The sequence below is a fragment of the Amycolatopsis sp. NPDC104863 genome, assembly GCF_055582965.1.
The window spans coordinates 185,871-211,601 of the sequence record NZ_JBVJOW010000012.1; the positions used below are offsets into that span (position 1 = coordinate 185,871).

Consider the following 25,731-nt stretch of genomic DNA (forward strand, 5'->3'; position numbering starts at 1 on the left):
ATAGGGCCGTCTAGCCCAACGCCCGCGGGTGCGCCGTCGCGTACACCTCGCGCAGCGTGTTGACCGTGACCAGCGTGTACACCTGCGTCGTGGTCACCGAAGCGTGGCCGAGCAGTTCCTGGACGACACGGACGTCCGCGCCGCCTTCGAGCAGGTGCGTGGCGAAGGAGTGGCGGAGCGTGTGCGGCGAGACCGCGGCGACGATCCCCGCCCGTTCGGCGGTGTCCTTGAGGACCTGCCACGCGCTCTGCCGCGAAAGCCGGCTGCCGCGGGCGTTGAGGAACAGCGCCGCGGTGCCGCGGCCGTGGGCGGCCAGCGCGGGCCGCGCGCGGACGGTGTAGGCGTGCAGGGCCGCGAGCGCGGGACGGCCGATCGGGACCAGCCGTTGCTTGCCGCCCTTGCCGTCGAGCAGCACGGTGCGTTCGGTGTCGTCGACGTCGTCGACGTCCAGGCCGACCGCCTCGGAGATCCGGGCGCCGGTGGAGTAGAGGACTTCCAGCAGCGCCCGGTCGCGCAACGACCGTTCGCCGTCCGGCGGCGGGGTCTCCAGCAACCGCAGGACGTCGTCGACCGGCAGGGCCTTGGGCAGCCGCTTCGCGGGGGTCGGCGGCCGGACCTCGCGGGCGGGGTTGTGCTCGGTGAGGCCCTCGGCGTGCGCGAACTTGTGCAGGCCCCGCGCGGCGACGAGCGCTCGCGCGGCCGAAGACGCGGCCAGCGGCTTGTGCTCGCCGTCGCCTTCCCGGAGAGCGGCGCCGAAGGACGTGACGTGCGCGGCGGTGACGTCGGCGATCTTCGCGATGCCCGCGCCGTCGAGGTGCGCGGCGTACCGGCGCAGGTCACGGGCGTAGCTGTCCAGCGTGTTGCGCGCGGTCCCGCGTTCGACGACCAGGTGGTCGAGGTACGCGGCGATCGCCTCGGCCGTGCTGCCCGCGACTGCCACGTCGGACACCTTAGGCCGCGCGAGACCTGTGACCCGGCAGAAACCCCGTTCTCAGCTTGCCGCGGTTACCTTGGATTCATGGAGTCGGACCAGCTCCGCATCGGCACGGCCGAGCGCGAAGAAGCGGCGAGGCTGCTCGCCGACCACTTCGGCATGGGCCGCATCACGCCGGACGAGTACGAGACGCGGGTGACGGACGCCTACGCGGCGACGACCCTGGGCGACCTGCGGCCGCTGTTCGGCGACCTGCCGCAGCCGCACCCGGGGTTCTTCGGGCCGCCGCCGTCGCCGATGCCACCGCCGATGCCGATGCCGATGTACGCGCCGTCGCAGCCGATGCCGTACCCGGTCCCCTACTCCTACCGGTCGAAGACCGTCGCCGGCGTGCTGCAGATCGTGCTGCCCTTCGGCGTGGGCCGGTTCTACACCGGCCAGATCGGCCTGGGCCTGCTGCAGCTGTTCGTCTGCATGATCACCTTCGGCTTCGGCGTGATCTGGCCGATCATCGACGGCATCGCATTGCTGGCCAACGGCGGTCTCGACGCCGAAGGCCGCCCGCTGCGCCCCTGAGGCGGGACGCAGCGGAGCGGCTCAGATCTCCTTGCGCTTGGCGAACGCCGTCGGGCGGTCCTCCCACGGGGCGTCCGCCGGACGGGCCGGGGCCCCGCCGGTGACCACCGCGTGCGCGGCCAGCACCCCGGACACCGTGGCGCCGTTCACCAGCTCGCCCGCCAGGGCCATCCGCACGGCCTCGGCGAGCGGGAACTTCCGGATGACGAGGTCCGCCTCCTCCTCGCCGAGCACGTCACGGTCCACATCGGACAGTCCGCGGGCCAGGAAGACCCGCACCACCTCGTCGGTGAAGCCGGGTGACGCCGCGACGTCGACCAGCGTCACCCAGTCCGCGGCGGCCAGACCGGCCTCCTCGACCAGCTCGCGCTTGGCTGTCCCGACCGGGTCCTCGCCGAGGTGGTCGATCAGGCCCGCGGGCAGCTCCCACAGCCGGTGCCCGATCGGGTGCCGGTACTGGTGGATCAGCGTGACCTGCTGCGACTCGTCCAAAGCGACGATCGCCACCGCGCCCAGGTGCTCGATCACCTCGCGGACCGCGGTGCCGCCGCCCGGCATCACGACGTCGTCGATCCGCAGGCCGACGACCCGTCCGATGTGGACGTCACGGCTGGACGCGACGGTGAACTCGTGCTCGCCCGGCGCGGTCACCGGGCGGCCACTGAGGCTTCGGGCAGCTCGACCGGCAGCCGCTCGGCGACCTTGCGGTCCACCACGGCCTTGACGAACGCGCTGAACAGCGGGTGCGGCCGGGTCGGGCGGCTCTTGAGCTCCGGGTGCGCCTGCGTGCCGACGAAGAACGGGTGCTTGTCGGCGGGCAGCTCGACGAACTCGACCAGGCGGTCGTCCGGCGAGGTGCCGGAGAAGACCAGGCCGGCGTCGGTGAGCTGCTTGCGGTAGGCGTTGTTCACCTCGTAGCGGTGCCGGTGGCGCTCGGACACCTCGGTGGTGCCGTACGCCTTGGCGACCTGCGAGCCCGGCTTGAGCTTCGCCGGGTACGCGCCCAGGCGCATGGTGCCACCCATGTCCCGCTCCCCCGCGACGACGTCGCGCTGGTCGGCCATCGTCGAGATCACCGGGTGCTTGGTGTTCTCGTCGAACTCCGACGACCCGGCGTCGGCGATGCCGGCCAGGTGCCGGGCGCCCTCGATGACCATGCACTGCAGGCCGAGGCACAGCCCGAGCAGCGGCACCCCGCGGGTGCGGGCGTACTCGATCGCGCCGACCTTGCCCTCGATGCCGCGGATGCCGAACCCGCCCGGGATCAGCACACCGTCCACATCGGACAGTACGGACGCCGCGCCGGACGCGGTCTGCGCGTCGTCGGAGGCGACCCAGACGATCTCGACCTTGGCGCGGTGGGCGAACCCGCCCGCGCGTAGGGCCTCGGTGACCGACAGGTAGGCGTCCGGCAGGTCGATGTACTTGCCGACGACGGCGACCCGGACGACCTCGTTCGGGTTGTGCACCCGGTCGAGCAGGTCACCCCACACCGTCCAGTCGACGTCGCGGAACGGCAGCCCGAGGCGGCGGACGACGTAGGCGTCGAGCGCCTCGCCGTGCAGCACCTTCGGGATGTCGTAGATCGACCGCGCGTCCGGGCAGGCGATGACGGCCTCGGTGTCGACGTCGCACATCAGGCCGATCTTGCGCTTGAGGTCCTCGGGGATCTCGCGGTCGGCCCGGCAGACCAGCGCGTCGGGCTGGATGCCGATGTTGCGCAGCGCGGCGACCGAGTGCTGGGTCGGCTTCGTCTTCAGCTCGCCCGAGGGCGCCAGGTACGGCACCAGCGAGACGTGCAGGAAGAAGCAGTGGTCGCGGCCGACGTCGTGGCGGACCTGGCGGCACGCCTCCAGGAACGGCAGCGACTCGATGTCGCCGACCGTGCCGCCGACCTCGGTGATGACGACGTCCGGCGTCTGGCCGGCCTCGTCGGGCTCGGCCGCGGCGGTGATCCGGGACTTGATCTCGTCGGTGATGTGCGGAATGACCTGCACCGTGTCGCCGAGGTACTCGCCGCGGCGCTCCTTGGCGATCACCTCGGAGTAGACCTGGCCGGTCGTGACGTTGGCCTTGCCGTCGAGGTCGCGGTCGAGGAAGCGCTCGTAGTGCCCGATGTCGAGGTCGGTCTCGGCGCCGTCGTCGGTGACGAACACCTCACCGTGCTGGAACGGGTTCATCGTCCCGGGGTCGACGTTGAGGTACGGATCGAGCTTCTGCATCGTGACGCGAAGCCCGCGCGCGGTAAGGAGTTGTCCCAGGCTGGAAGCCGTGAGTCCTTTACCCAGAGAGGAGGCGACGCCTCCGGTGACAAAAACGTACTTGGTAGCCCGTGACTGAAGTCCCACGGGCCGCCAGCATATCCGAAGACTCCGGATCCGCGCGCCGGGACATGCCGGAACTCTCTTTTGTGCGGTTGACCACCCGGCAGGGTGACTACGCGGCGGCCTTCGCGAGCTTCAACCGCGGCCGCCCGGTCAGCGCCCGGCTGCCCGGCAGGCGCCGGAGCACCTCGACGATCAGGATCGTCAGCGCGATCGTGCCGACGTAGATGATCACGCTCAGCCACGGCGCGCCGAAGCGCTCGGCCACGTGCGGGATGATCGGGCCGAGGAAGGCCAGCGCGAGCGGGTGGACCAGGAAGATGCTGAACGACCGGTTCGCCGCCCACGAGACCACCCGGGCCCCGCGGCCGCCTTCCCGGCGCCGCGCCGACCACCACGTGCTGAACGCGTAGATCGCCGCGATGACCGTGAGGAACCACGGGATCAGGTACGGCTGGAACGGGTCGCTGGCCACCTGCGGGAACGTTCCACTGTGGACGGTCCGGAGGTAGTACCACTCGGTGCCGGCCAGCACCGCGACGAGCGCGCAGCCGAGCAGCAGCCGGTGCCGGCCCGCCCAGGCGTGCACGGCCTCGAAGTGCATGGCCACCACGGCCCCGAACAGCGTGTAGAACTGGTACGGCAGGATCGTGGCGTACAGGTGGGTGATCGTCTCGTAGCTGACGCCCAGCGGCTGGTAGGTCATGAACAACGTCACGCCGACCTGCAGCAGCCCACTGCCGAGCAGCAGCCACTTGTGCTTGCCCGCGGTCGCCCGCAGCAGCTTCATCAGCAGCGGGAACAGCAGGTACACCTGCATCGTCACGAGCAGGAAGTACAGGTGGTACCAGGCGCCGCCGGTCACCAGGTCCTTCAGCAGCAGGCGCATCGACGCCTCGAGCGAGCCCGGCTGCTGCGTGCCGGTCACCAGCGAGAACGCCCAGAAGAACATCGTCCACGCCAGGTACGGCGTCGCGACCAGCGGCAGCCGCCGGCGCCAGAAGTCGCTCGCGGTCAGCTCGCGGCCACGGTTCTGGAACACCAGCACGAACCCGGTCAGCGCGAAGAACGCCTCACGCGTGAAGTGCAGCGGGGTCTCGACGGCGTTCGCCCCGACGTCCTGCGCGAAGTTCGTCGCGCCCACCACGTGGATGAGGATCACGCACGCGAACGTGATCAGCCGGAAGAGGTCGATCTGGTGCAGGTACGGCGCTTTCCCACCCGGTCTCGTGGTCCGGGTGGGAGCTTCGAGAGTGGCCCGGGCAGTCGTCATCGTGCCGCCGTTCCGGCACCGTCGTCGGCGTGGTTCACGTTGTCAGACTTGCCACCCATTCTGTGAATTTCCCATGAAGGCACTGGGAAGCGCCTGTTGGCGGGGCCCCGGCGGGCTGTCGGATATGCCACGTCCGCTCAGGGAGCGGGGAGCCGTGGATCATGTTAACGCGTGAGCCCTCCGGTACCGAGCGTGACCTTCGTCATCACCCGGCCGGCCGCTCCGATCAGCGGAGAGCATCCCGATCGGCCTCCTCCCGGACCGCTTCGAGCGCACTCCGTAGTTCCGTCGTTCCGACCGAACCGAGGGCCAGCCGGAGCGCCTGCGGCACCGCCGGCGTCGTCGCGAACGGCTCCGCCGTCGAGACCGCGACCCGCCGCCGGGCCAGTGCCGCCGCGATCCGGTCCGGACGGGAGTCCCGGGCCAGTGGCAGCCACCGGAAGTACGACGACGGGTGCCCGAGCCAGGGCAGCCCGGCGAGCACTTCGGAGGCGAGCGCCTGGCGCCGCCGGGCGTCTTCGCGCTTGTCCGCCTCCAAGCGCTCGACGGTACCGTCGTCGAGCCAGCGGCGCGCGACGGCCACCGTCAGGGCCGGGGTGTTCCAGGTCGTCGCGCGGATCGCCGTCTCGACGGCCGGGACGAGCTCGACCGGCGCGGCGGCGAACCCGATCCGCAGCCCGGTCGCGACGCTCTTCGAGAGCCCGGACACGTAGACCGTGCACTCCGGGGCGAGCGCCGCCAATGGCGGCGGCGCGTCCGCGGCCAGGTACGCGTACGAAGCGTCTTCGATGATCGTCACGCCGTGCCGCCGGGCGATCTCGACCAGCCGCGCGCGCTGCTCGGCGGAGAGCACCCAGCCGAGCGGGTTGTGCAGGGTCGGCATCGTGTAGACCGCGCGGACGCGGCGCCGCCGGCAGAGCCGGTCGAAGGCGTCGAGGTCGGGGCCGCCGCCGGTCACCGGCACGGGCGCGACCTCCAGCCCGAGCGTGCGCGCGAGCACCCGGAACCCGGGGTAGGTGACGGCGTCGGCCGCGACGACGTCCCCCGGGGAGAACAGCGCCATCGCCGTCACGGCGAGGCCGTGCTGGGCGCCGCCGGTGATCAGCACCCGCTCTCGGCCGACGTCCAGCCCGCGCAGCCGCAGGTGCCGGGCGACGGCGGCCCGGTCTTCGGCGCGGCCGCGGTGCGGCTGGTAGCGCAGCAGCGCGTCGAGGTCGCCGGCCGTGGCGAGGTCCCGCAGCGCCTGGCGCAGCAGGTCGGCCTGCCCGGGCACGGCCGGGTAGTTGAAGCTCAGGTCGACGGCGTCGGCGGCCACCGAACGCTCGTCGACGCCGTCCCCGGCGGCGAGGTCCCGGACGAAGGTGCCCCGCCCCTGTTCACAGCTGACCAGCCCCATCGCCTCGAGCTCGGCGTAGACGCGGGACGCCGTCACCACGGCGATGCCCTCGTCCGCGGCCAGCCGGCGATGGGTCGGCAGCCGCGTGCCGGCCGGCCACCGCCCGGCCCGGATCCCCGCCGCGAACGTGTCGACGACGCCCTTGTACTTCGGCACCCGCACGCGCCCGATTGTAGGCAGGACAATTTGTGGACTGTCCTGGATCGGCGGCCTTAGCGTGGCCGCCATGCACACCGCGATCCTGACCTTCGACGGCTACAACGAACTCGACTCGCTGATCGCCCTCGGCGTCCTGAACCGGGTGCCCGGCTCACGTGTGTCGATCGCGAGCCCGGCCCCGCGCGTGACGTCGATGAACGGCGTCACGATCGACGCCGCGATCGACCTCGAGGAGGCGTGCGCCGCCGGCGCCGTCATCGTCGGCAGCGGCGCGCGGACCCGCGAAGTCGTCGAGGACCCGGCGATCATGGCCACGCTGAGCCGGCTCGACCCCGCCCGGCAGCTGCTGGCCGCGCAGTGCTCCGGCACGCTCGTCCTGGCGAAGCTGGGACTGCTCGCCGACGTGCCCGCGTGCACCGACCTGACGACCAGGCCGTGGGTCGTCGCGGCCGGGGTCGAGGTGCTGAACCAGCCGTTCTTCGCCCGCGGCACGCTCGCGACCGCGGGCGGCTGCCTGGCCTCGACCTACCTCGCGACGTGGGTCATCGCCCGGCTCCACGGCCTCGAAGCCGCCGAGCACGCGATGCACTACGTCGCCCCGGTCGGCGAGAAGGAGGACTACGTCGCGCGGGCGCTGCGCAACGTCACGCCCTACCTGGAACCGGCGGTGGCCTGATCCGTGCCGAAGAGCGACGTGAGCGTCACTTCCCGGTTGACGCGCACGTGCTCGACGGCTTCGGCGTGCGCGCGCTCCGCGTCGCCCGAGGCGATCGCGTCGTAGAGCCGGCGGTGCTCGTCGAGCAGCTCGGTCCAGTGCTCGTTCTGGCTGGTCAGCCAGCGGAGCCGGCCCTGCAGGGGCTGCAGCATCGTGGTGAGCAGCGTGTTGCCCGCGATGGCGACGATCTCGTCGTGGAAGCGCGAGTTGAGCACGGTGATCTTGGCGGCGTCGCCGCGGGCGGTCGCGCGGGCGGCGTCGGCCAGCATCCGCTCGAGCCGCTTCAGCTCCGGCGCGCCGGACCGTTCGGCGGCGCGCCCGGCGGCGAGCCCTTCGAGGGCCTCACGGACGTCGAACAGCTCCTCGACGTCGACCCGCGCCAGCTGCCGGACGACGATCCGCCGCGCCGACTGCTCGACGAGGAACCCTTCGGCTTCGAGGCTGCGGATCGCCTCGCGCACGGGCACCCTGGACACACCGAGGTCTTCGGCCAGCTCCCGCTCGACCAGCCGGTCGCCCGGGCGGAGCCGGCCGGTCAGGATGCGCTCGCGCAGCTCGTCGCGCACCCGCTGCCGGGTGGCCGCGAGGGGTTGCCGCTCGCTCGCCGTTGTCACCGGTTCCCTCCCTCAACATGCCTGTAACACAAGTTTACGGGCCGGAGGGTTGACGACGGCGGACGTGAGGGTGATATTTGGGATGCCAAATTTTGGTATCCCAAATCGCCGTCGCTGCACTGTGACACGCGGGGCTTCGCCCCGGCCGGGGGCTCCGCCACCCGGAACCCCCGAAAGCATCCGTCGATCGGAGGCAAGCATGACCGCCGCCCCGCTCACCGAATCCCAGCAAGAGACGAGCTCACCGCCGGATCCCCGGCTCTGGAACGAAGACCTCGCCCCTGCGAAAGACCGCCGCTGGAAGGTCTACGACATCTTCGCGCTGTGGATGTCGGACGTGCACAACCTCGGCAACTACACCTTCGCGGCCGGCCTGTTCGTGCTCGGCCTCTCGGCCTGGCAGGTCTTCACCGCCCTGCTGTTCGGCTTCGTGATCATCTACGTCGGCATGAACCTGATGGGCCGGATCGGGCAGCGCACCGGCGTCCCGTTCCCGGTCGTGGCGCGGATCAGCTTCGGCACGTTCGGCGCCAACCTGCCCGCACTGATCCGGGCGGTCATCGCGATCTTCTGGTACGGCATCCAGACCTACCTCGCGAGCGTCGCCATCACGCTGCTCGTGCTCGCCATCGACCCCGGCCTGAAACCGTTGACCGAACACGGTTTCCTCGGCCTGCACGCGCTCGGCTGGATCTGTTTCGTGGCCCTGTGGGCGGTCCAGGCGCTCATCCTGACGCGGGGCATGGAGTCCGTGCGCAAGTTCCAGGACTGGTGCGGCCCGGCGATCTGGGTCGTGATGATCGCCCTCGCCGTGTGGATCCTCGCCGCCGGGCACTGGAACATTTCCCTGACCAGCAGCCCGAAACAGCTTTCGACGGGTGAGCAGATCCGGCAGTGGTTCGGCGCGGCCGGGCTCATCCTGGCCACCTACGGCACGCTGATGCTGAACTTCTGCGACTTCTCCCGGTTCGCCCCGGACCAGAAGACCGTGAAGCGCGGCAACTTCTGGGGCCTGCCGATCAACTCGACGGCGTTCGCGCTGCTGTCGGTGATCGTCACCGCGGGCAGCATGCAGGTGTTCGGCGAGGCCATCACCGATCCGGCGGAGCTGCTGTCGAAGGTGCACAACACTCCCGTGCTGATCGTCGGCGCGCTGACCTTCGCCATCGCCACCATGGGCGTGAACATCGTCGCGAACTTCGTCTCCCCCGCCTACGACCTGGCCAACATCTGGCCGAAGCGGATCTCCTTCACCATCGGCGGGATGATCAGCGCGGTCGCCGCGCTGTGCGTGCTGCCGTGGAAGCTCTACTCCTCGCCGACGGTCGTCAACTACTTCCTCGGCGGGCTCGGCGCGTTCCTCGGGCCGCTGTTCGGCATCATGATCGTCGACTACTACCTGATCCGCCGCGGCAAGGTCGACGTCGCGCAGCTGTTCGTCGACGGCGGGATCTACCCCCGCGTGAACCCGCGTGCGCTGGTGACGTTCTTCCCGACCGCCGCGCTCGCCGCGGTGATCGCGCTGGTGCCGTTCTTCGCCTCGGCCGCGCCGTACTCGTGGTTCATCGGCACGGCGTCGTCGGCGCTGCTGTACTTCGCGGTCTCGAGGAAGCACCGATGAAGATCGTCGTCACCAACTGCAACACCACCGAGGCGATGACGAAGGAGATCGAAGCCGGGGCCCGCGCGGCCGCGAGTCCCGGCACCGAGATCCTGGCGCGGACCCCGAAGTGGGGCCCCGAGTCGGCCGAGGGGTGGCTGGACAGTTTCCTGTCCGCCGCAGCGGTGCTGGATCTGTTGCGGGGCCTGGAAGAACCGTTCGACGCGGTGGTGCTCGCCGGATTCGGCGAGCACGGCCGCGAGGGCGCGCGCGAGCTGCTGGACGTCCCGGTAGTCGACATCACCGAGGCGGCCGCGCACCTGGCGTGCTTGCTCGGCCGCCGCTACGGCGTAGTGACCACTTTGGACCGGACGGTCGGGCTGATCGAGGACAGCCTGCACACCGCCGGCGTCGCGCAGAACTGCGTCACGGTCACCGGCGCCGGGCTGGGTGTGCTGGAGCTGACCGACGAACGCCGGACGGAGTCGGCGCTGCTGACCGCCGGCCGTCGTGCCCGCGACGCCGGGGCGGAAGTGCTCGTGCTCGGTTGCGCCGGGATGACCGGGCTGGACCGGAAGATCGCCACGATGTTGGACATCCCGGTGATCGACGGCGTCGCGGCGGCCGTCCGGCTCGCCGAGTCGCTCGTCGGCCTGGGCCTGAAGACCAGCCGCGCGGGTTCGTACGCCAAGCCGCTCGACAAGCGCCGGACCTGGCCCGATTGACACCCACCGCACGGGGACGCCAGAATCCCCCTCAGCCGTACCGCCGCCCGGTGACGACGTGGGGATCTTGACGTCCCCGGAAGGCGGTCGACGTGCGAAGGCTCCGCGTTCTCGGCGCGATGGCGGTATCCGCGAGTGTGTTCCTGGTCCCGATCAGCGGAACGGCGGCCGCCGCGTCGCCACCGCACACGATCGTCACCGACGGCGCCAAGCTCGCGAACATCAAGCAGGCGCTGCGCGGGGGGCACGCGTCCCAGGCCCAGCGGGACGCGCTGAAAGCCGTGCTGGCCAAGGCGAACACCGCGCTGACCGCCGGGCCGTGGTCGGTGATGGACAAGCCGACCGCGCCGCCGAGCGGCGACAAGCACGACTACATGAGCCAGGCGCCGTACTGGTGGGCGAGTGAGAAGACCCCGGAGAACCCGCAGGGTTGCCCGTACGTCAACAAGGACGGCCAGCGCAACCCCGAGGCCGACGCGATCACCGACCACACTTACCGGATGGTGGCCTGGGACGCGATGTACTACCTCTCGCTCGCCTGGTACTACACCGGCGACGCGAAATACGCGAAGCGGGCAGCACTGGACATCCGGACCTGGTTCCTCGACCCGGCCACCAAGATGAACCCGAACATGACCTACTCGCAGATCATCCCGTGCAAGACCACGATCAGCGGCACCGGGATCATCGACTCGACGCAGTCGTTCAGCCAGGTGCTCGACGTCTTCGCCCTCCTCGACGGCGGCGCGCCGGGCTGGACCGGCAAGGACCGCGACGGCGTCAGGGCGTGGCTCACGCAGTACCTGAACTGGATGCAGACCAGCCCGCAGGCGAAGCTGGAACTGGCCGCCACCAACAACCACGGCACGTTCCTCGACATGCAGAACGCGACCATCGCGGCGTACCTCGGCAAGCGGGACACGGCGAAGAAGATCGTCCTGGACGCCGAGAAGAAGCGGTTCCCGGTGCAGTTCGCCGCCGACGGCAGCCAGCCCTTGGAACTCTCTCGGACGATGTCGTGGCACTACGTCAACTTCAACCTCACCGCGTGGGGCCGGATGGCGGAACTCGGGAAGAACCTCGGTGTCGACGTCTGGAAGTACACCGCGCCGAACGGGGTGACCCTGCGCAAGGTCGTCGACCAGCTGATCCCGGGCGCGCTGCAGGGCGCCGCGGGCTGGCCGCACCAGCAGATCGGCGTGTTCGACCAGTCGATCGCGGCGGACATCTTCCACGCCGCGGCCGAGGAGGCCCACGACCAGGCCGCGGCCGCGGCGCTGAAGAAGATGCCGCTGCCCGCCGGCGGGGACACGTGGCCGGTGCGCGTGTCGTGCTTCCCGCTCGACCCCCCGCTCAAGTAACCCCTACCAACGCTGGGAAATCCGGACACCACACCCCATAGCGCACGCCTCCGCGAGATTGGTCTAGTCCAAAGTATTGACACTCGGTGTCCTCGCGCGCACATTCATGACCGGGGCCGGACCCGCTTCGTGAAGAACCGTCGCGTACGCCCTCTCCCGCGCCGTCGCGGCCTGGGAGAGGGCCGTCCGCCTGCGCGAGGAGACAGCATGGCCAGAGGAGTTTCCCGAAGACTGGCGTGGTTCGCCGCCGCCGCGGCCGCCGTGGTCGTGGGCGCGCTCACGATCGCCGGACCGGCCGCCCAAGGCGCCGCCGCGGCGACCTCCGGCGGGGTCCGGATCGCCTACTTCGACCAGTGGTCCATCTACCAGAACGCCTACTACCTCAAGAACGTCGACTCCATCGCCAACAACCTCGACTACCTGCTCTACGACTTCGAGAACATCGATCCCACGAACCACACATGCTTCGAGGCGACGAAGGCGACCACGCCCGACCCGGGCGGTGAGACCGACCCGAACGCCGGGGACGGCGGCGGCGACCAGTTCGCCGACTACCAGAAGTCGTTCGGCTCCGACATCAGCGTCGACGGCACCGCCGACGTCTGGAACCAGCCGGTCGCCGGCAACTTCCACCAGCTGCAGGAGCTCAAGGCGCGGCACCCGAACCTCAAGGTGCTGCTGTCGATCGGCGGCTGGACGTACTCGAAGTACTTCTCCGACGCCGCCGCGACCGACGCGTCGCGCAAGAAGTTCGTCAGCTCGTGCCTCGACATGTTCATCAAGGGCAACATCCCCGCGGCCGGCGGGTACGGCGGCCCGGGCACCGCGGCGGGCATCTTCGACGGCATCGACATCGACTGGGAGTACCCGGCTTCGCCGACCGGGCACGTCGGCAACCACTACAGCGCCGCCGACACCGCGAACTACACCGCGCTGATGGCGGAGTTCCGAAGCGAGCTGGACGCGTTGGGCGGCAAGCACTACGCGCTCTCGGCCGCGCTGCCCGGCGGCCAGGACAAGATCGCGAAGCTCCAGACCGACAAGATCGGGCAGTACCTGGACTTCGGCAACGCGATGACATACGACATGCACGGCGCGTGGGACGCGACCGGGCCGACGAACTTCCAGGACCCGCTGTACTCGTCCCCGAGCGACCCGTCGGGCACGATCCCGCCGGGCACCGAGAAGTACACGATCGACTCGGTGGTCAAGGACTACCTGCACGGCAACAGCGCGTACGGCATCGCGGGCGGCTTCCCGGCGAACAAGCTGACGCTGGGCATCCCGTTCTACTACCGCGGCTGGACCGGCGTGCCGGCCGGCTCGAACCACGGGCTCTACCAGTCCGCTTCGGGCCCGTCACCCGGCCACGCGCTGAGCGGCAACGTCCCGGGTGTCGCGATGTACAAGGAACTGTCCGGCCTCGTCGACAACCCGGCGGACACGTACTGGGACCCGGTCACGCAGTCGGCCTGGTTCTACGACGGCACGAACTTCTACGGCGGCTCGTCGGCGCAGTCGATCAAGGCGCGCACGGACTACATCCACTGCACGGGTCTCGGTGGCGCGATGATGTTCTCGCTCTACGACCTGGACCCGGGCTCGACGCTGTTCCACGCGGTGGTCAACGGGCTGGCGGCCTCGACGCCGAACTGCTCGACCCCGCCGCCGACCACCACCCCGACGACACCCACCACACCCACGACCCCGACCACTCCGACAACCCCCACCACCCCGACCACGCCCACCACTCCGACCACCCCGACAACGCCGCCGTCGGTGCCCGCGTGGGCCCCGAACACGGCGTACGCGACGGGTGCGAAGGTGACCTACAACGGCGTCACGTACACGTGCCGCCAGGCCCACACCTCGCTGGTGGGCTGGGAACCGCCGAACGTCCCGGCGTTGTGGCTCGCGAGCTGACCGTCAGTTCCCCGCGGGGTTGCTGACTCCCGGTGCGGGGGCCTGGGCGTTGCCGGCGATGCCGTAGCGGCCAGCGCCCCCGTCGAGCTGTTCCTTCAATGCCAGCACGGTGCTCACCCGCCCGGCGGAGGTGTCCACGTTGTCCACAGTGGACAGGATCGACGTCGCCGAGGTGTCGGCGCGGACCACGCCCAGTGCGCCGGTGCCTTCCGCCGAGCCGGCGTCGCCGGCCAGGACCGTGCCCGCGCCGGTGCGGTCGAGCTGGGTGGCGAACCGGGCGATCGTCGCCGCGCGGTCACCCGCGCCGTCGCCGGTCGCCTGGGCGCCGGTGAGCACGACCGCCAGCTGCGCCGGCTTGACGTCCGGGCCGGCCTTGACGAACCCGCCGTCGGTGAGCCCGCCGAGCGCGGCCGCCAGCTCCTCCCCCGAGGACTGCGGTTTCGCCGTCGTCTTGTCCAGCAGCAGCACGGATCCGAGCAGCGCGCCGGCCAGCGTGCCGGAGTCACCCGCGGTCGGGAACTTCGACCCGGCGGGCTGCAGCCGCGTGACGACGTCGCGGAGCTGGTCGGCCTTGTCGGGGTCGGCGAACGCGGCCGTCAGCTGCACCTCACCGGTCACCGAAGCGCCGGACTGGCCGATCAGCTGCTTGAGCGCGTCGCGGTCGGCCGGGCGCGCGTCCTCGGTGGTCACCAGGACCACCGACCGCTTGTCCAGCACCCCGGCGACGACCTTCGGCCCCATCGCCCCGGCGAACGCGTCGGCGTCGGCCAGGCGGGCGTTCAGCGCGTTGCGCTGCGCCTCGAGGTCGGAGACCTGGCTGCCCAGGTCCTTCTTCTCCCCCGCCAGCCCGGACAGCAGCGAGCCGTTCAGCGCGGTCGAGCCGAGCACGACGCCGACGGCGAGCGCCAGGAAGCAGGCGGCGATGGAAACGACGTGGTAGCGCAGCGAAATCACGTGAACAGTCCCTTGACCCAGGCGGCGAGCGAGTTCCAGGTGTGCCGGAGCCAGTCCAGGTAGACCGAGCCGACGTCGGACACCAGCAGGGCCGCGGCGACGACCACGACCGCGGCGAGCACGAGCAGGACGACCGCGCCGATCGACACCCGGCTGCGGTGCAGCGTCGCCACCGCTTTCCCGTCGACGAGCTTCGTGCCGAGCTTGAGCCGGGTCAGGAACGTCGACGGGTTCGAACCGGACCGGCCGTGGTCGAGGAACTCGCGCAGGGTGGCCTGGAAGCCGACCGTGACGACGAGGTTCGCGCCGTGCGCGTCGGCCAGCAGCAGCGCGAGGTCTTCGGCGTTGCCGGTCGCGGGGAACGTCACCGCGCCGATGCCGAGGTCCTGGATCCGCTCGACCCCGGGGGCGTGCCCGTCCGGCTGCGCGGGCACCACGACCTCCCCGCCGCCGCGCAGGGTGACGGTGCCGATGCCGGTCGGGTCGCCGACGATGACGTCCGGCTTGTACCCCTGCACCCGCAGCGTGTCCGCGCCGGCGTCGACGCCGATCAGCACCGGCCGGTGCTCGGCGACGTACTTCTTGAGCTTCTTGAGGTCCTCGGCGTGCCCGTTGCCGCCCGCGACGACCAGCACGTGCCGGTCGCGGATGGCCACCTTCAGCTCCGGCACGCCAACGCCGTCGAGGATGAGGGTGCGCTCGCGGCGGAGGAACTCGATGGTGTTGGCCGAGAACGCCTCCAGCTGCGTCGACATCCCGGCCTTGGCCTCGATCATCTGGTCCGCGACGCTGTCGGCGGTCTGCTCGATGCCGGAGGCGACCTGGCGCTCGCCGACGAACACGAGGCCGTCGTGCAGCCGCAGCTTCGTGCCGTCCTTGATCGTGCGCAGCAGCTCACCGCCGACCGAGTCGACGAGCGGGACGCCGGCGGCGATCAGGATCTCCGGGCCCAGGTTCGGGAACCGGCCGGAGATCGACGGCGACGCGTTGACCACGCCGGCGACCTCGGCCTCGACCAGGGCGTCGGCCGTCTGGCGGTCGAGGTCCAGCTGGTCGAGCACGACGATGTCGCCGGGACTGATCCGGCGCAGCAGCTCCCGGGTCCGGCGGTCCACGCGGGCGACGCCGGTGATCCCCGGGAGGGGTTCTTGGTTCCGCGTGAGCAAGCCGGTGAGCTTCATGTGGCCGATGGTGACAAATTTGCTCGTGGGACGATGTGCGCCACGCCGTAGCCGAGGTGACTCGTTGTGGTGACCTCCCCCGCACGGGTCAGGCCTCGGACTCCTCCGAAAGCGACCCGAAACCGAGGTTCACCCAGGGGCTCGCCGGATCCTGAAGGAGCTGGTGGTGGACCCGCACGGCCGCCGGGTACCACTCGCCGAACTCGTCGTCCTCGGCGTGCAGCACCCGGCCCATGACGTACCCCGCCGACAGGTCGGCCCATGACTGGTGGTAGCGACGCGCCAGCGAACCCGCCTCGAGCACCATCAGCTCGGCGGTCAGCGCGTCGCAGTACCCGGCGGCCAGGCCCCAGCGGGCGATGTTGACCGCGCGGCCGACGTCCCACGACAACGCCGTCGTGACGAACCCGTCCGCGTCGACCAGGCCGTCGGCCCGGAACCGCTGCTCGCAGCGCGACACCCGGCGGACGGTGTGGCGCAGCTCGTCGGCCTGGTCGGCCGCGTCGTTCTCCGCGCACCACCGGTCCACCAGCTCCGCCCAGGTCAGCGGGTCGAGCTCACCGCCGGTCAGCCCGTACTCGGCGGCGAACCGCAGGCGCAGCATCAGCACCAGGTTGCCCGGGGTCAGCGCGTACCCGTCGCCGATCAGGTCGGCCATGGTCGCGCGCCAGCCCGGCGGGTCGGGCACGCCCCACCAGTCCCGCAGGCCCCGGACCTCGGCGACGTAGTCGTGGTAGCGGGCGTCGAGCACGTTCCACGGCGCGGCGTTCAGCACCGCCAGGTGCGCGCCGCAGGCGAGGGCGTGCGCGATCGGCCCCTCGAGGTGCCCGTACGGCGCGGTGATCAGCCGCTCGACCTGCTCCTCCAGCGGCGTGACGTCGTCGAGGTGCCCGTCGAGCCACGGCTGCAGCGTCGCGCCCGGCAGCCGCCACTCGCCCCGCGTGCCGCGGTTGAACACGACCCGCTCGTGCCGCCCGACCCCGTCGACCGCCCAGTCCAGCGCGCCGCTCATGGCCACCACGTCCGAGCCGAGGTCCGGCAGGGCGCCGCGCGTGAAGACCTGCAGGAACTCGTCACCGCCGGTCTCGAAGTAGACGTTCGGGAAGGTCTCCGCGCGCTCGTCGAGGATGCTCAGCGCGTCCACCCGCCGGATCGGGACGAACAGCTCTTCCCCGGCGAGCAGGCCGAGGTAGCGGTCGAGGTCGCCGTCCCGCCGCGCGGCGGCGAGCTGGGCTTCGAGGTCGGCCGGCGGCGGCACGATCACGGGGCGGCTCCCTCCGCTCGGCCGGTCAGCACGACGAGCTTGCCCGCCGTCCGGTTGTGCTCCAAGTCGTCGTGCGCCTGCCGGATCTCCGTCATCGGGTACACCTTCGCGGGGCCGAGGCTCGTTTCGCCGGCGGCGATCCGGTCGAGGTGGCGCTGGAGGACGGAGGCGGGCAGGTCGTCCGCCTCACCACCATAAGCGGTCAACCGCACCCCGGCGGGAAGGTATCCGATCGGATAGAAGTTCGAGATCGTCCATTGGTTGGACAACATGCCGGCGAAGCAGACCGTGCCGTGCACACGCGTGGCGTTCAGGGTGTCCGGCAGGGTCGGGGTGCCGACCAGCTCGAGGGCGGCGTCGACCCCTTCGGGCGCGATCTTCCGGACCTGGGCCGCGACGTCGCCGTCGTCGGAGAGCGGGTGGTCGACACCGTGTTCGCGCAGGGTGCCGAGCCGGTCCGGCTGCCGGGTGGTCGCGAAGACCGTGGCGCCGAGGTCCTTCGCCAGGGCCGCCGTCGCGAAGCCGAGCGCGGAGGTGCCCCCGCGGATCAGCAGCGTCTGGCCCGCCTTGAGGTCGAGCCCGGTGGTGAGCGAGCCGTACGCGGTCTGCAGCGTCTCCGGGACCTGGCCGAGGACCGCCCACGGCAGGTCCGAGCGGAACGGGATGACCTGCCCCTTCGGCACCACCGTGTATTCGGCGTACCCGCCGTCGAAGGTGCGGCCCATCCCGCCCATCATCGTGGCGACCTGCTGCCCGGGCGTCAGCTCCCCGTCCGGATCGGCGTCGACCACGCCGACGGCCTCGATGCCCGGCACGCGCGGGAACGTCACGCCGTCGGCCAGGCCGAGGCGGGTGTGCAGCTCGGAGCGGTTGAGGCCGAACGCCCGCACCGCGATCCGCACCCAGCCGGGTTTCACCTCGGGCAGCGGGAGGTCGGTGAGTTCGAGGTTCTCGACGGGACCGGGTTCCCGGAGGACGACTGCGCGCATCGTGGACCCTTTCTTCGCAAGCGAACAGTCCGCACAACAACTGTCCGCGCGAGTACTATTCCCGGGGTGAGCTTGTCCCGGGACCACGACGACGCCTGGCGCGGCTTCCTGCGCTCGTCGGCCCTGCTGCTGCGGGTCCTCGACGCGGAGCTGCGGGCCGAGCACGGCATGACACACCGGACGTACGACGCGCTCGTCCAGCTGTCGGAGGCCCCGGACCGGCGCCTGCACATGAAGGACCTGGCCGACGCGCTGGTCCACAGCACAAGCGGCCTGACCCGCCTGGTCGACGGCTTGGAGCGCGACGGTTACGCACGCCGCGAAGTGGACCCTGGCAACCGCCGCGCCACCCTGGTCGTGTTGACGCCGAAGGGCTTGACGGCGCTGGGAAACGCCTGGCCGACGCACGTCCGCGGCGTGCAGCGGTACTTCGCCGACCACGTGAGCGCCGAGCAGGCGCGGGTGCTGGCGGCGGTGTTCCACGCCATCACCGCGGACCTGGACGCCGGCTGACCCGCCCTACTTCTTCTTGGCCCGCTTGCGTTTCGGCTCGAAGTCGGCCTTGTCCTTCTCCGCCGTCGCCAAGAGCTCCTCGGCGTGCGCGCGGCCCGTCTCGTTGTCCATGCCCGCGAGCATCCGGGCCAGCTCGCTCACCCGGTCGGACTGGCTCAGGTTCTTCACACCGCTGCGCGTGACCCCGCCGGTGTGGCCCTTGTCCACCACCAGGTGCTGGTCGGCGAACGCGGCGACCTGCGGCAGGTGGGTGACCACCAGGACCTGGTGGGTGCGCGCCAGCCGGGCCAGCCGGCGGCCGATCTCGATCGCCGCGCGGCCGCCGACCCCGGCGTCGACCTCGTCGAACACCAGCGTCTGCACCGTGTCCGCGTGCGCGAGGACCACCTCGATCGCCAGCATCACCCGCGACAGCTCACCGCCGGACGCGGCCTTGTGCACCGGCAGCGGCGGCGCGCCGTCGTGCGCGCGCAGCAGCAGCTCGACGTCGTCCACGCCCTCCGCGCCCGCGTGCACCGCGCGGCCGTCGAGCACCAGCGCGTGCGTGTCGCCGTGCTCGGCCGGGCGCTGCTCGACCGTCACCTCGATCGCGGCCTGGCCCATCGCCAGCCCGGACAGCTCCCGCGTGATCTCCGCGGCGAGCTCGGCGGCGGCCTTCTCGCGGGCCGCCGAAACCTCGACGGCGTGCGCGGCCAGCTGCACCGCGAGCTGGTCGCGCCGCATGCCCAGCTCCGCCAGCGCCTCTTCCGAGGTGTCCATCGACTCCAGGCGGCGCCGGGCGTCGTCGGCCCAGGCGAGCACGCCGTCGACGTCCGCCGCGTACTTGCGCGTCAGCCGCTTGAGGTCGCCCTGGCGCGCCAGCACCTTCTCCAGCAGCGCCGGGTCGGCGTCCAGCGTCTCGACGTAGCTGCCCAGCTCGGCCCCGACGTCGGCCAGCAGCACCGACGCCTCCTCCAAGCGCGGCGCGAGTTCTCGCAGCACGGCGTCCTCGGACGTCGAGAGCCGCCGCAGCGCCTCCGAGACCAGGCCGGCCGCGCCCGGGGCGTCCGGGTCGCCGTCCGCGGAACCGGACACCGCGACGTGCGCCTCGGTCGCGGCCGCACGCAGCTCGTCGACCGCCGCGAGCCGCTTGATCTGCCCGGTGAGCTCGACGTCCTCGCCCGGCTCCGGCGCGACGGCGTCGATCTCGGTCAGCCCGTGCTTGAGCAGGTCGGCCTGCTGGGCCAGCTCCCGCGAGCGCGTCGACCGCTCGGTCAGCTCGGCGATCACCGCCAGCCACTCGGACCGGACCTCCTGGTAGGCCCGCAGCGGCTTCGCCACCGCGTCCCCGGCGAACCGGTCGATGACCGCGCGCTGCTCGGCGGGCCGCAGCAGCCGCAGCTGGTCGTTCTGCCCGTGGACCGCGATCAGCTGCTCGGACAGCTCCGCGAGCACCCCGACCGGCACGGACCGGCCGCCCAGGTGGGCGCGGGACCGGCCGTCGACGGCGACCGCGCGCAGCGCGATCACACTGCCGTCTTCGTCCACGTCCGCACCCGAATCGGTGACGATCCGTTCGGCGCCTTCGACGCCGGAATAGGTGAACCGTCCTTCCACGAACGCCTTGAGCATCCCCGTCCGGACCTTGGACACCTCGGCCCGGCCCCCGGAGAGCAGGTGCAACCCGGTGACGACCATGGTCTTACCGGCACCCGTCTCACCGGTCACGACGGTGAAGCCCGCGTGCAGTTCCAGCAGGGCGTCCTCGATGACTCCGAGGCCCTGGATGCGCATCTCGGCCAGCACGCCGCCTACCGTAGCGGCCCCCACCGACACTCTGCGCGCGCGGGAGCCCGGCGAGTCGCCGATATGTTCGAATGGATCGCCGAGCGGTCCCTACTCACACGGACGCGCGTGGCGCTCGCGCCAGCTCTTCACCGGCAGCGAGAACTTCTGCACCAGGCGATCGGTGAACGGCCCGTCCCACAGCCGGACCAGCCGGACCGGAGTCGTGCCGCAGGTCACCCGGACCCGGGCGCCCGGCGGCAGGTCGATGAGCCGGCCGCCGTCGCAGGTCAGGACGGCGGACGAGCCGTCGGGGTCGATCCCGACGGTGATCACCGAGTTGCGCGAGACGACCAGCGGCCGCGCGAACATCGCGTGCGCGTTGCTCGGCACGACCAGCAGCGCCTGGACGTCCGGCCAGATGATCGGGCCGCCCGCCGAGAACGCGTACGCGGTCGAACCGGTCGGTGTGGCGCACAGCACACCGTCGCAGCCGAAGGCCGACACCGGGCGGCCGTCGACCTCGATCAGCGCGTCCAGCACCCGCTCGCGGGTGCTCTTCTCGACGCTGGCCTCGTTGAGCGCCCAGGTGCGGGCGACCTCGGCGCCGTCGTGGGTGACGGTGACGTCGATGGTCATCCGCTCTTCGACCTGGTAGTCGCCATCGACGACGCGCTGCACGGTGTCGGCCAGCGCGTCCGAGTCGGCCTCGGCGAGGAAGCCGACGCGCCCGAGGTTGACCCCGAGCACCGGCACCCCGGCCGGGCGGGCCAGCTCGGCCGCGCGCAGCAGCGTGCCGTCACCGCCGAGGACGAACACCAGCTCGACCCCCGCGGCGGGGTTGTCGTCCGGGTCGACGACGGTGCAGGTCGAGCCGACCCCGTGCTCGTCCGGGTTGATCAGCGCGCAGACGTCGTCCTCGATCACCCGGATCCGGATGCCGGCCTTGGCGAAGCGCGCCGAAACCTCGCGCGCCGCCTCGCCCGTCGCTTCACGATCGGGGTGCACCATGAGGAGCACTTCACGTTCGGTGGTCATGCGGGCCCTTCCTCGACGGCGGTTCGGACGAGCCGCTCGGCCTCAGACCTGTCTACCGCGTCCACAATGGACTCGGCCACGTGTTCTTTCTTCAGCCACACGAAGTACTCGACGTTCCCGGACGGCCCGGGCAGCGGGCTGGCGGTCACCCCGCGCAGCGCGAGCCCGAGCTTCGCGGCCTCGTCGATGACGGTGAGCACCGATTCCGCGCGCAGCTCGGGGTCACGCACGACACCGCCGCTGCCGAGGCGGTCCTTGCCCACCTCGAACTGCGGTTTCACCATCGGCACCAGGTCGGCGCCTGCTCGCGCGCAGGCGGCGAGCGCGGGCAGCACGAGCTTGAGGGAGATGAACGAGAGGTCCCCGACGACGACGTCGACCTGCCCGCCGAGGTCGTCGGGTGAGAGGGAGCGAACATTGGTGCGGTCCATGACCACTACACGTTCGTCGGTGCGGATCCGCCAGTCGAGCAGGCCACGGCCCACGTCGGCGGCGATCACGGTCGCGGCGCCGTTGCGCAGCAGGACGTCGGTGAAACCCCCGGTGGACGCGCCGGCGTCGAGGCAGCGTTTGCCTTCGACACTCAGGCCGTCGAACGCCGCCAGCGCGCCGAGCAGCTTGTGCGCGCCGCGCGAGGCCCAGCCGGGGTCGTCCTCGTCCTTCACGACGATGGGCGCGTCGGTCTCGACACCGGTGGCGGGTTTGCTCGCCACCAAACCACGCACGGTGACCTTGCCGCCGGTGATCAGGGCCGACGCCTGCTCGCGCGACCGGGCGAGGCCGCGCCGAACCAGTTCCGCGTCGAGGCGCGCCCGCTTGGGCACCGTGGTCAGACCTTGTCGATGCTGGACAGGGCGACCGTCAGCTCGGTGTGCACGGCGTCGAAGCGCTCGACGTGCTCACCGAGCGGCAGCGCGTCCAGGTCGTCCAGGCCGGCGACGGCTTCTTCGATGCCGGCCCGCGGGTCGGTCTGCTGCGAGAACGAACCGGGCGGCGGGCCCGGGACGGGGTAGGGGTGGTCCTGCACGGTTCGAACGGTATCAGTCAGGCGAGCTTCGCCTCGGCGCGCGCGCCGAGTTCGGTGACGCCCGTCTCCCAGGCCGTGTGGCACAGCGCGCGCAGCAGGTCGAGGTCGTCGCCGTCGCCGGTCACGGCCAGGGCGCCATCCTCGACGGTCACGGTCCAGCCCGGGCGCGGCCCGATCTTGAGGTCCTCGGCTTTGGCTTCGAGGGCCGTGAGGTCCCGGGCGAGGTAGGTGGCGCGCTCGGCCGGGATCGCCTCGATCAGCTGTTTCGGCGTCGCGACACCGGAGAGCACGACGAGCGAGTCGATTCCCGCGGCGACCGCGCCGGCGATGTCGGTGTCCAGCCGGTCACCGACCACGAGTGGATGCTCCGCACCGGCGGACTTCGCCGCAGTCTCGAACAGCAGCGGCTCCGGCTTCCCGGCGACCAGCGGCTCGACGTCGGTGGCGGTGCGCAGCGCGGCGACCATCGAGCCGTTGCCCGGCAGCAGGCCGCGCTCGCTGGGCAGGGTCGCGTCGACGTTGCACGCCACCCACAGCGCGCCGGCCCGGATGGCCAGGCAGGCTTCGGCCAGCGCGGCCCAGGTGTTGTCGGGCGAGTGACCCTGCACCACCGCCCGGACGCCGTCGCTGTTCTCCCGGACCGGCTTCAGCCCGGCGCCGGCGACCTCGGCCGCGAGCGACTCGGTGCCGACGACGAGGACCTCCGCGCCGGGCTCGACCCGCTCCTTCAGCAGCTGCGCCCCGGCCTGGGCGCTCGTGTGCACCTCGCCGGCCTCGGCGGGCATGCCGAGCTCGGTGAGGTGGTCGACGACCTCCGCCGGGGCCTTGGACGCGTTGTTCGTCACGAAGCGGACGGGTGTGCCGTGCTCGCGGGCGGCGCGGACGGTCTCCGGGGCGCCCGGGATCACCCGGGTGCCGTGGTAGACGGTGCCGTCGAGGTCGAAGAGGACCGCGTCGTAGGCCGCGAGCAGGGCGTCACTCATCGGTGGCTTCGGTGTCCTTCGCTTCTTCGGCGGCCTTCGCTGCCGCGGCGTCCTTGTCCTGCCCGGCGTTGGCCAGGTCGGCGGCGCGCTCGGACGCATCGGTCTCGTCCTCGGCATCGGCGTCGGCCGAGTTGAGGAACCACCGGACGGCCTCTTCTTCGCGCCCGGCGGCGGCGAGGTTGTCGGCGTAGGCGTAGAAGAGGCGAGCGCTCCACGGGTCGCGCTTCTCGGCCTTGAGGTCGTCACCCTGCAGCGAGACGACGGCGGCGTCGAGCTGCCCCAGGTCCCGGCGCGCCCCGGCCGCGACGATCGCGAGCTCGACCTGAGTCGCCTTCGCCAGCTTTGCCGTGTCGGCTTCCTTCGCGAGGTCGAGAGCCCGCTCGGGCCGGCCCAGCGCCCGCTCGGCGTCGGCGATGATGGCGATGTGCTCGTCGCTGCGCGTCATCCGCCGGACGGCGCGCAGCTCCGAGAGCGCCTCCGACCAGTTGCCGGCGTGGTAGGCGACCAGGCCGAGCGCCTCACGCACGATCGGCACGCGCGAGGCCTTGGCCTTGGCGTACTTGGCGTGCTCGAGCGCGGCCTCGGGATCACTGTCGATCAGGCCACCAGCGGCGACGAGGTGCTTCCCGACGGTCTCCGCGAGCCCCTTCGGCAGGGTCCGCAGCTCGCGGCGGACCTCTTCGTCGAGGTCGGAGTACTCGATGTCTTCGGGCAGTTCAGGTGCCTCGAGGAGCTCCTTGGCGAGGGCCTCGTCGTCGAGCGGGCCGCCGACCTTGGGCCGCGGGTCGCGCCGCGGCCGGTCGTCCCGGCGGTCCTTGCGGTCGTAGTCCCGAGCGGCGGGGCGGCTATCGCCGGTGCCCCGCTTGGCCGAGTCACGGTCGTCGCGTCGCTGGTAGCTGCCCCGGGAGTCGCTGCTGCTGTTGTTGCTGCTGCGGGCGCCGCGGTCGTCATCGCGGCGCTGATAGCTGCCGCCACGGGAGTCGCTGCCGCTGCGGGCGCCGCGGTCATCGTCGCGGTGCTGGTAGCTGCCGCCACGAGAATCGCTGCCGCGGTTATCGTCCCGCCGCTGGTAGCTGCCGCCGCGGGAGTCGCTGCCGCGGCTGTCGTCCCGCCGCTGGTAGCTGCCGCCGCGAGAATCGCTGCTGCCGCGGGAGCCGCGGTCATCGTCTCGGCGCTGGTAGCTGCCGCCACGAGAGTCGCTCCCGCCGCTGCGCGTGCCGCGGTCGTCATCGCGGCGCTGGTAGCTGCCGCGGGAATCGCTGCTGCCGCGCGAACCACGGTCGTCGTCTCGGCGCTGGTAGCTGCCACCGCGAGAGTCGCTGCCACCACTACGGGTTCCACGATCGTCATCGCGGCGCTGATAGCTGCCACCGGAGCCACTGCCGCCGGAGCGGTAGCCGCCACCGGCGCGGGAGCCGCGGTCGTCGTCGCGGCGCTGGTAACCGCCGCGGTCGCCCCGCGAATCATTGCCGCCGCGATTACGGTCGTCGGAACGGAAACTGCCGCGGTCACCGCGTGAATCGTTTCCGCCGCGCCCGCGGTCGTCGGAACGGAATCCGCCGCGGTCGCCCCGTGAATCGTTTCCGCCGCGGTTGCGGTCGTCCGAGCGGAAGCCGCCGCGGTCACCGCGCGAGTCACTGCCCGAGCGCCCGCGGTCGTCCGAGCGGAAACCACCCGAACGAGCGCCGCCGCGGTCGTCGTCGCGGCGGCCGGAGCCGCTGCGGTCCTCCCAGCGCGGCTTGCGGTCGCCGAACGACGACTTGCCCTGGGGGCGGCCGCCACCGGGCCGGCCACCGCGGTCGTCGCGGCCCGTCCCGCCGGAACGGCTGCCGCGGTCTTCGTACCGGCCACTGCCGGAGCGGGCGGGCCCGTCGGAGTACCGGCTGCCACCACCCGACCGGCCGCCCGAGTCGCGGCCGGCGTACCCGCCGCCCCCGCGACGGTCGTCACGGCTGTCGGACCGGCCACCGCTGTCACGGCTCTGACCTGCGTATCCTCCGCGCTGCTCACGGGGACCGTCCGAGCCGCGGAACGGCTTGCCGCCCCCGCGAACCCCACGGTCGTCACGGCGAGGGCGCCCCTGGTGTCCACCGTCGCGGCCGCCGCGGTCCTGCCGGCCACCACGTCGGTCTCCCCCGGGTCCGTCCGACCGGCCCCGGGAGCCTTCGTCCCGGCGTGCCGACCGGCCTGACCCATCATCCGCTGAGTCTCGTCGACCGAACTCGGACACCTGGCCTCCTGCCATGGAAAAATCTTGTTCCGGACATACGCGTACGGCCCGCTAGGGCAGCCAACTGGCTATCCTAACGGGCCGTACGGAAGGTAAGTTCGGCGGTGTCCTACTCTCCCACAACCCTTCGGTTGCAGTACCATCGGCGCTGTCAAGCTTAGCTTCCGGGTTCGGAATGGGACCGGGCG

At 71.6% G+C, this 25,731-nt stretch carries 23 protein-coding genes and 1 rRNA gene; 7 read left to right on the top strand and 17 right to left on the bottom strand.

Translation table 11 applies throughout. From position 1 onward, the window contains the following. Nucleotides 1-10: 10 nt before the first annotated feature. Nucleotides 11-940, bottom strand: a complete 930-nt coding sequence (gene xerD / locus ACZ63J_RS46435; RefSeq protein ID WP_465401538.1) for a site-specific tyrosine recombinase XerD — start codon at nt 938-940, stop codon at nt 11-13. A gap of 78 nt (nt 941-1,018) precedes the next feature. Here xerD and ACZ63J_RS46440 point away from each other — a divergent pair, with 78 nt between their 5' ends. Next, entirely contained in the window at nt 1,019-1,510 is a 492-nt protein-coding gene (locus tag ACZ63J_RS46440) for a DUF1707 domain-containing protein (protein WP_465401539.1), read from the top strand. 21 nt (nt 1,511-1,531) lie between these two features. Here the strand turns inward: ACZ63J_RS46440 and ACZ63J_RS46445 are convergent, their stop codons facing one another. From ACZ63J_RS46445 to ACZ63J_RS46460, 4 genes are all read right to left on the bottom strand, one after another. After that, nucleotides 1,532-2,161 carry an NUDIX domain-containing protein gene (locus ACZ63J_RS46445; protein WP_465401540.1) on the bottom strand — a complete coding sequence of 210 codons (630 nt, stop codon included), beginning with the start codon at nt 2,159-2,161 and terminating at the stop codon, nt 1,532-1,534. Further along, on the bottom strand, nt 2,158-3,858 hold the full coding sequence (locus tag ACZ63J_RS46450; RefSeq protein ID WP_465401541.1) for a CTP synthase: 1,701 nt from the start codon (nt 3,856-3,858) through the stop codon (nt 2,158-2,160). The genes ACZ63J_RS46445 and ACZ63J_RS46450 overlap by 4 nt, the downstream gene beginning before the upstream one ends. A gap of 88 nt (nt 3,859-3,946) precedes the next feature. Then, the gene (locus ACZ63J_RS46455; RefSeq protein ID WP_465401542.1) at nt 3,947-5,107 is read right to left on the bottom strand and encodes an acyltransferase; all 1,161 of its coding nucleotides are present in this window, start codon (nt 5,105-5,107) and stop codon (nt 3,947-3,949) included. 226 nt (nt 5,108-5,333) lie between these two features. Continuing rightward, complete coding sequence (locus tag ACZ63J_RS46460; RefSeq protein WP_465401543.1) at nt 5,334-6,665, bottom strand: aminotransferase-like domain-containing protein; 1,332 nt, start codon at nt 6,663-6,665, stop codon at nt 5,334-5,336. A 64-nt stretch (nt 6,666-6,729) separates the two neighbouring features. Between ACZ63J_RS46460 and ACZ63J_RS46465 the strand changes: the two genes are divergently transcribed. Then, nucleotides 6,730-7,338, top strand: a complete 609-nt coding sequence (locus ACZ63J_RS46465) for a DJ-1/PfpI family protein (RefSeq protein ID WP_465401544.1) — start codon at nt 6,730-6,732, stop codon at nt 7,336-7,338. Here ACZ63J_RS46465 and ACZ63J_RS46470 read toward each other — a convergent pair. Beyond that, the gene (locus tag ACZ63J_RS46470; protein ID WP_465401545.1) at nt 7,314-7,991 is read right to left on the bottom strand and encodes a GntR family transcriptional regulator; all 678 of its coding nucleotides are present in this window, start codon (nt 7,989-7,991) and stop codon (nt 7,314-7,316) included. The two genes, ACZ63J_RS46465 and ACZ63J_RS46470, sit on opposite strands and share 25 nt — an antisense overlap. 199 nt (nt 7,992-8,190) lie before the next feature. Here ACZ63J_RS46470 and ACZ63J_RS46475 point away from each other — a divergent pair, with 199 nt between their 5' ends. The 4 genes from ACZ63J_RS46475 to ACZ63J_RS46490 all read left to right on the top strand — a co-directional run bounded on the left by ACZ63J_RS46475 (nt 8,191) and on the right by ACZ63J_RS46490 (nt 13,600). Next, nucleotides 8,191-9,612: an NCS1 family nucleobase:cation symporter-1 gene (locus ACZ63J_RS46475; protein WP_465401546.1), complete on the top strand. Its 1,422-nt coding sequence runs from the start codon at nt 8,191-8,193 to the stop codon at nt 9,610-9,612. Beyond that, the gene (locus ACZ63J_RS46480; protein WP_465401547.1) at nt 9,609-10,316 is read left to right on the top strand and encodes an aspartate/glutamate racemase family protein; all 708 of its coding nucleotides are present in this window, start codon (nt 9,609-9,611) and stop codon (nt 10,314-10,316) included. The genes ACZ63J_RS46475 and ACZ63J_RS46480 overlap by 4 nt, the downstream gene beginning before the upstream one ends. Before the next feature lie 92 nt (nt 10,317-10,408). Further along, a complete protein-coding gene (locus ACZ63J_RS46485) occupies nt 10,409-11,677 on the top strand; it encodes an alginate lyase family protein (RefSeq protein ID WP_465401548.1) in 1,269 nt (422 codons plus the stop codon). Nucleotides 11,678-11,884: 207 nt separating this feature from the next. Continuing rightward, the gene (locus ACZ63J_RS46490) at nt 11,885-13,600 is read left to right on the top strand and encodes a glycosyl hydrolase family 18 protein (protein ID WP_465401549.1); all 1,716 of its coding nucleotides are present in this window, start codon (nt 11,885-11,887) and stop codon (nt 13,598-13,600) included. A 3-nt stretch (nt 13,601-13,603) separates the two neighbouring features. Here ACZ63J_RS46490 and ACZ63J_RS46495 read toward each other — a convergent pair whose 3' ends face one another. The 4 genes from ACZ63J_RS46495 to ACZ63J_RS46510 form a co-directional block, all read right to left on the bottom strand. Beyond that, entirely contained in the window at nt 13,604-14,554 is a 951-nt protein-coding gene (locus ACZ63J_RS46495; RefSeq protein WP_465339083.1) for a copper transporter, read from the bottom strand. Continuing rightward, nucleotides 14,551-15,735, bottom strand: a complete 1,185-nt coding sequence (steA, locus tag ACZ63J_RS46500) for a putative cytokinetic ring protein SteA (protein ID WP_465339084.1) — start codon at nt 15,733-15,735, stop codon at nt 14,551-14,553. The genes ACZ63J_RS46495 and steA overlap by 4 nt, the downstream gene beginning before the upstream one ends. A gap of 88 nt (nt 15,736-15,823) precedes the next feature. Beyond that, on the bottom strand, nt 15,824-16,999 hold the full coding sequence (locus ACZ63J_RS46505; RefSeq protein WP_465339085.1) for a DUF1266 domain-containing protein: 1,176 nt from the start codon (nt 16,997-16,999) through the stop codon (nt 15,824-15,826). Further along, nucleotides 16,996-17,988: a zinc-binding alcohol dehydrogenase family protein gene (locus ACZ63J_RS46510; RefSeq protein WP_465401550.1), complete on the bottom strand. Its 993-nt coding sequence runs from the start codon at nt 17,986-17,988 to the stop codon at nt 16,996-16,998. Before ACZ63J_RS46510 ends, ACZ63J_RS46505 begins: the two co-directional genes overlap by 4 nt. A 66-nt stretch (nt 17,989-18,054) precedes the next feature. Here ACZ63J_RS46510 and ACZ63J_RS46515 point away from each other — a divergent pair, with 66 nt between their 5' ends. Next, a complete protein-coding gene (locus tag ACZ63J_RS46515; protein ID WP_465401551.1) occupies nt 18,055-18,501 on the top strand; it encodes a MarR family winged helix-turn-helix transcriptional regulator in 447 nt (148 codons plus the stop codon). 6 nt (nt 18,502-18,507) lie between these two features. On the opposite strand, the gene recN is transcribed toward ACZ63J_RS46515, so the two are convergent. The 7 genes from recN to rrf form a co-directional block, all read right to left on the bottom strand. Next, the gene (gene recN, locus ACZ63J_RS46520) at nt 18,508-20,286 is read right to left on the bottom strand and encodes a DNA repair protein RecN (protein WP_465401552.1); all 1,779 of its coding nucleotides are present in this window, start codon (nt 20,284-20,286) and stop codon (nt 18,508-18,510) included. 90 nt (nt 20,287-20,376) lie between these two features. After that, nucleotides 20,377-21,303: an NAD kinase gene (locus ACZ63J_RS46525; RefSeq protein ID WP_465401553.1), complete on the bottom strand. Its 927-nt coding sequence runs from the start codon at nt 21,301-21,303 to the stop codon at nt 20,377-20,379. Continuing rightward, nucleotides 21,300-22,127: a TlyA family RNA methyltransferase gene (locus ACZ63J_RS46530; RefSeq protein ID WP_465401554.1), complete on the bottom strand. Its 828-nt coding sequence runs from the start codon at nt 22,125-22,127 to the stop codon at nt 21,300-21,302. The genes ACZ63J_RS46525 and ACZ63J_RS46530 overlap by 4 nt, the downstream gene beginning before the upstream one ends. A 5-nt stretch (nt 22,128-22,132) precedes the next feature. Further along, nucleotides 22,133-22,330 carry a hypothetical protein gene (locus ACZ63J_RS46535; protein WP_465314383.1) on the bottom strand — a complete coding sequence of 66 codons (198 nt, stop codon included), beginning with the start codon at nt 22,328-22,330 and terminating at the stop codon, nt 22,133-22,135. A 17-nt stretch (nt 22,331-22,347) separates the two neighbouring features. Continuing rightward, nucleotides 22,348-23,313, bottom strand: a complete 966-nt coding sequence (locus ACZ63J_RS46540) for an HAD-IIA family hydrolase (RefSeq protein ID WP_465401555.1) — start codon at nt 23,311-23,313, stop codon at nt 22,348-22,350. Further along, nucleotides 23,306-25,543 carry a tetratricopeptide repeat protein gene (locus ACZ63J_RS46545; RefSeq protein ID WP_465401556.1) on the bottom strand — a complete coding sequence of 746 codons (2,238 nt, stop codon included), beginning with the start codon at nt 25,541-25,543 and terminating at the stop codon, nt 23,306-23,308. Before ACZ63J_RS46545 ends, ACZ63J_RS46540 begins: the two co-directional genes overlap by 8 nt. A 96-nt stretch (nt 25,544-25,639) precedes the next feature. Next, nucleotides 25,640-25,731: ribosomal RNA gene (gene rrf, locus ACZ63J_RS46550) — 5S ribosomal RNA — on the bottom strand; the annotation flags it as partial.

What these genes read in the sequence shown, in the direction of transcription:
- ACZ63J_RS46440 (WP_465401539.1), top strand. Translation starts at nt 1,019, where the DNA reads ATGGAGTCGGACCAGCTCCGCATCGGCACGGCCGAGCGCGAAGAAGCG.
- ACZ63J_RS46455 (WP_465401542.1), bottom strand. Translation starts at nt 5,107, where the DNA reads ATGACGACTGCCCGGGCCACTCTCGAAGCTCCCACCCGGACCACGAGA.
- ACZ63J_RS46465 (WP_465401544.1), top strand. Translation starts at nt 6,730, where the DNA reads ATGCACACCGCGATCCTGACCTTCGACGGCTACAACGAACTCGACTCG.
- ACZ63J_RS46475 (WP_465401546.1), top strand. Translation starts at nt 8,191, where the DNA reads ATGACCGCCGCCCCGCTCACCGAATCCCAGCAAGAGACGAGCTCACCG.
- ACZ63J_RS46480 (WP_465401547.1), top strand. Translation starts at nt 9,609, where the DNA reads ATGAAGATCGTCGTCACCAACTGCAACACCACCGAGGCGATGACGAAG.
- ACZ63J_RS46490 (WP_465401549.1), top strand. Translation starts at nt 11,885, where the DNA reads ATGGCCAGAGGAGTTTCCCGAAGACTGGCGTGGTTCGCCGCCGCCGCG.
- steA (WP_465339084.1), bottom strand. Translation starts at nt 15,735, where the DNA reads ATGAAGCTCACCGGCTTGCTCACGCGGAACCAAGAACCCCTCCCGGGG.
- ACZ63J_RS46510 (WP_465401550.1), bottom strand. Translation starts at nt 17,988, where the DNA reads ATGCGCGCAGTCGTCCTCCGGGAACCCGGTCCCGTCGAGAACCTCGAA.
- ACZ63J_RS46525 (WP_465401553.1), bottom strand. Translation starts at nt 21,303, where the DNA reads ATGACCACCGAACGTGAAGTGCTCCTCATGGTGCACCCCGATCGTGAA.
- ACZ63J_RS46540 (WP_465401555.1), bottom strand. Translation starts at nt 23,313, where the DNA reads ATGAGTGACGCCCTGCTCGCGGCCTACGACGCGGTCCTCTTCGACCTC.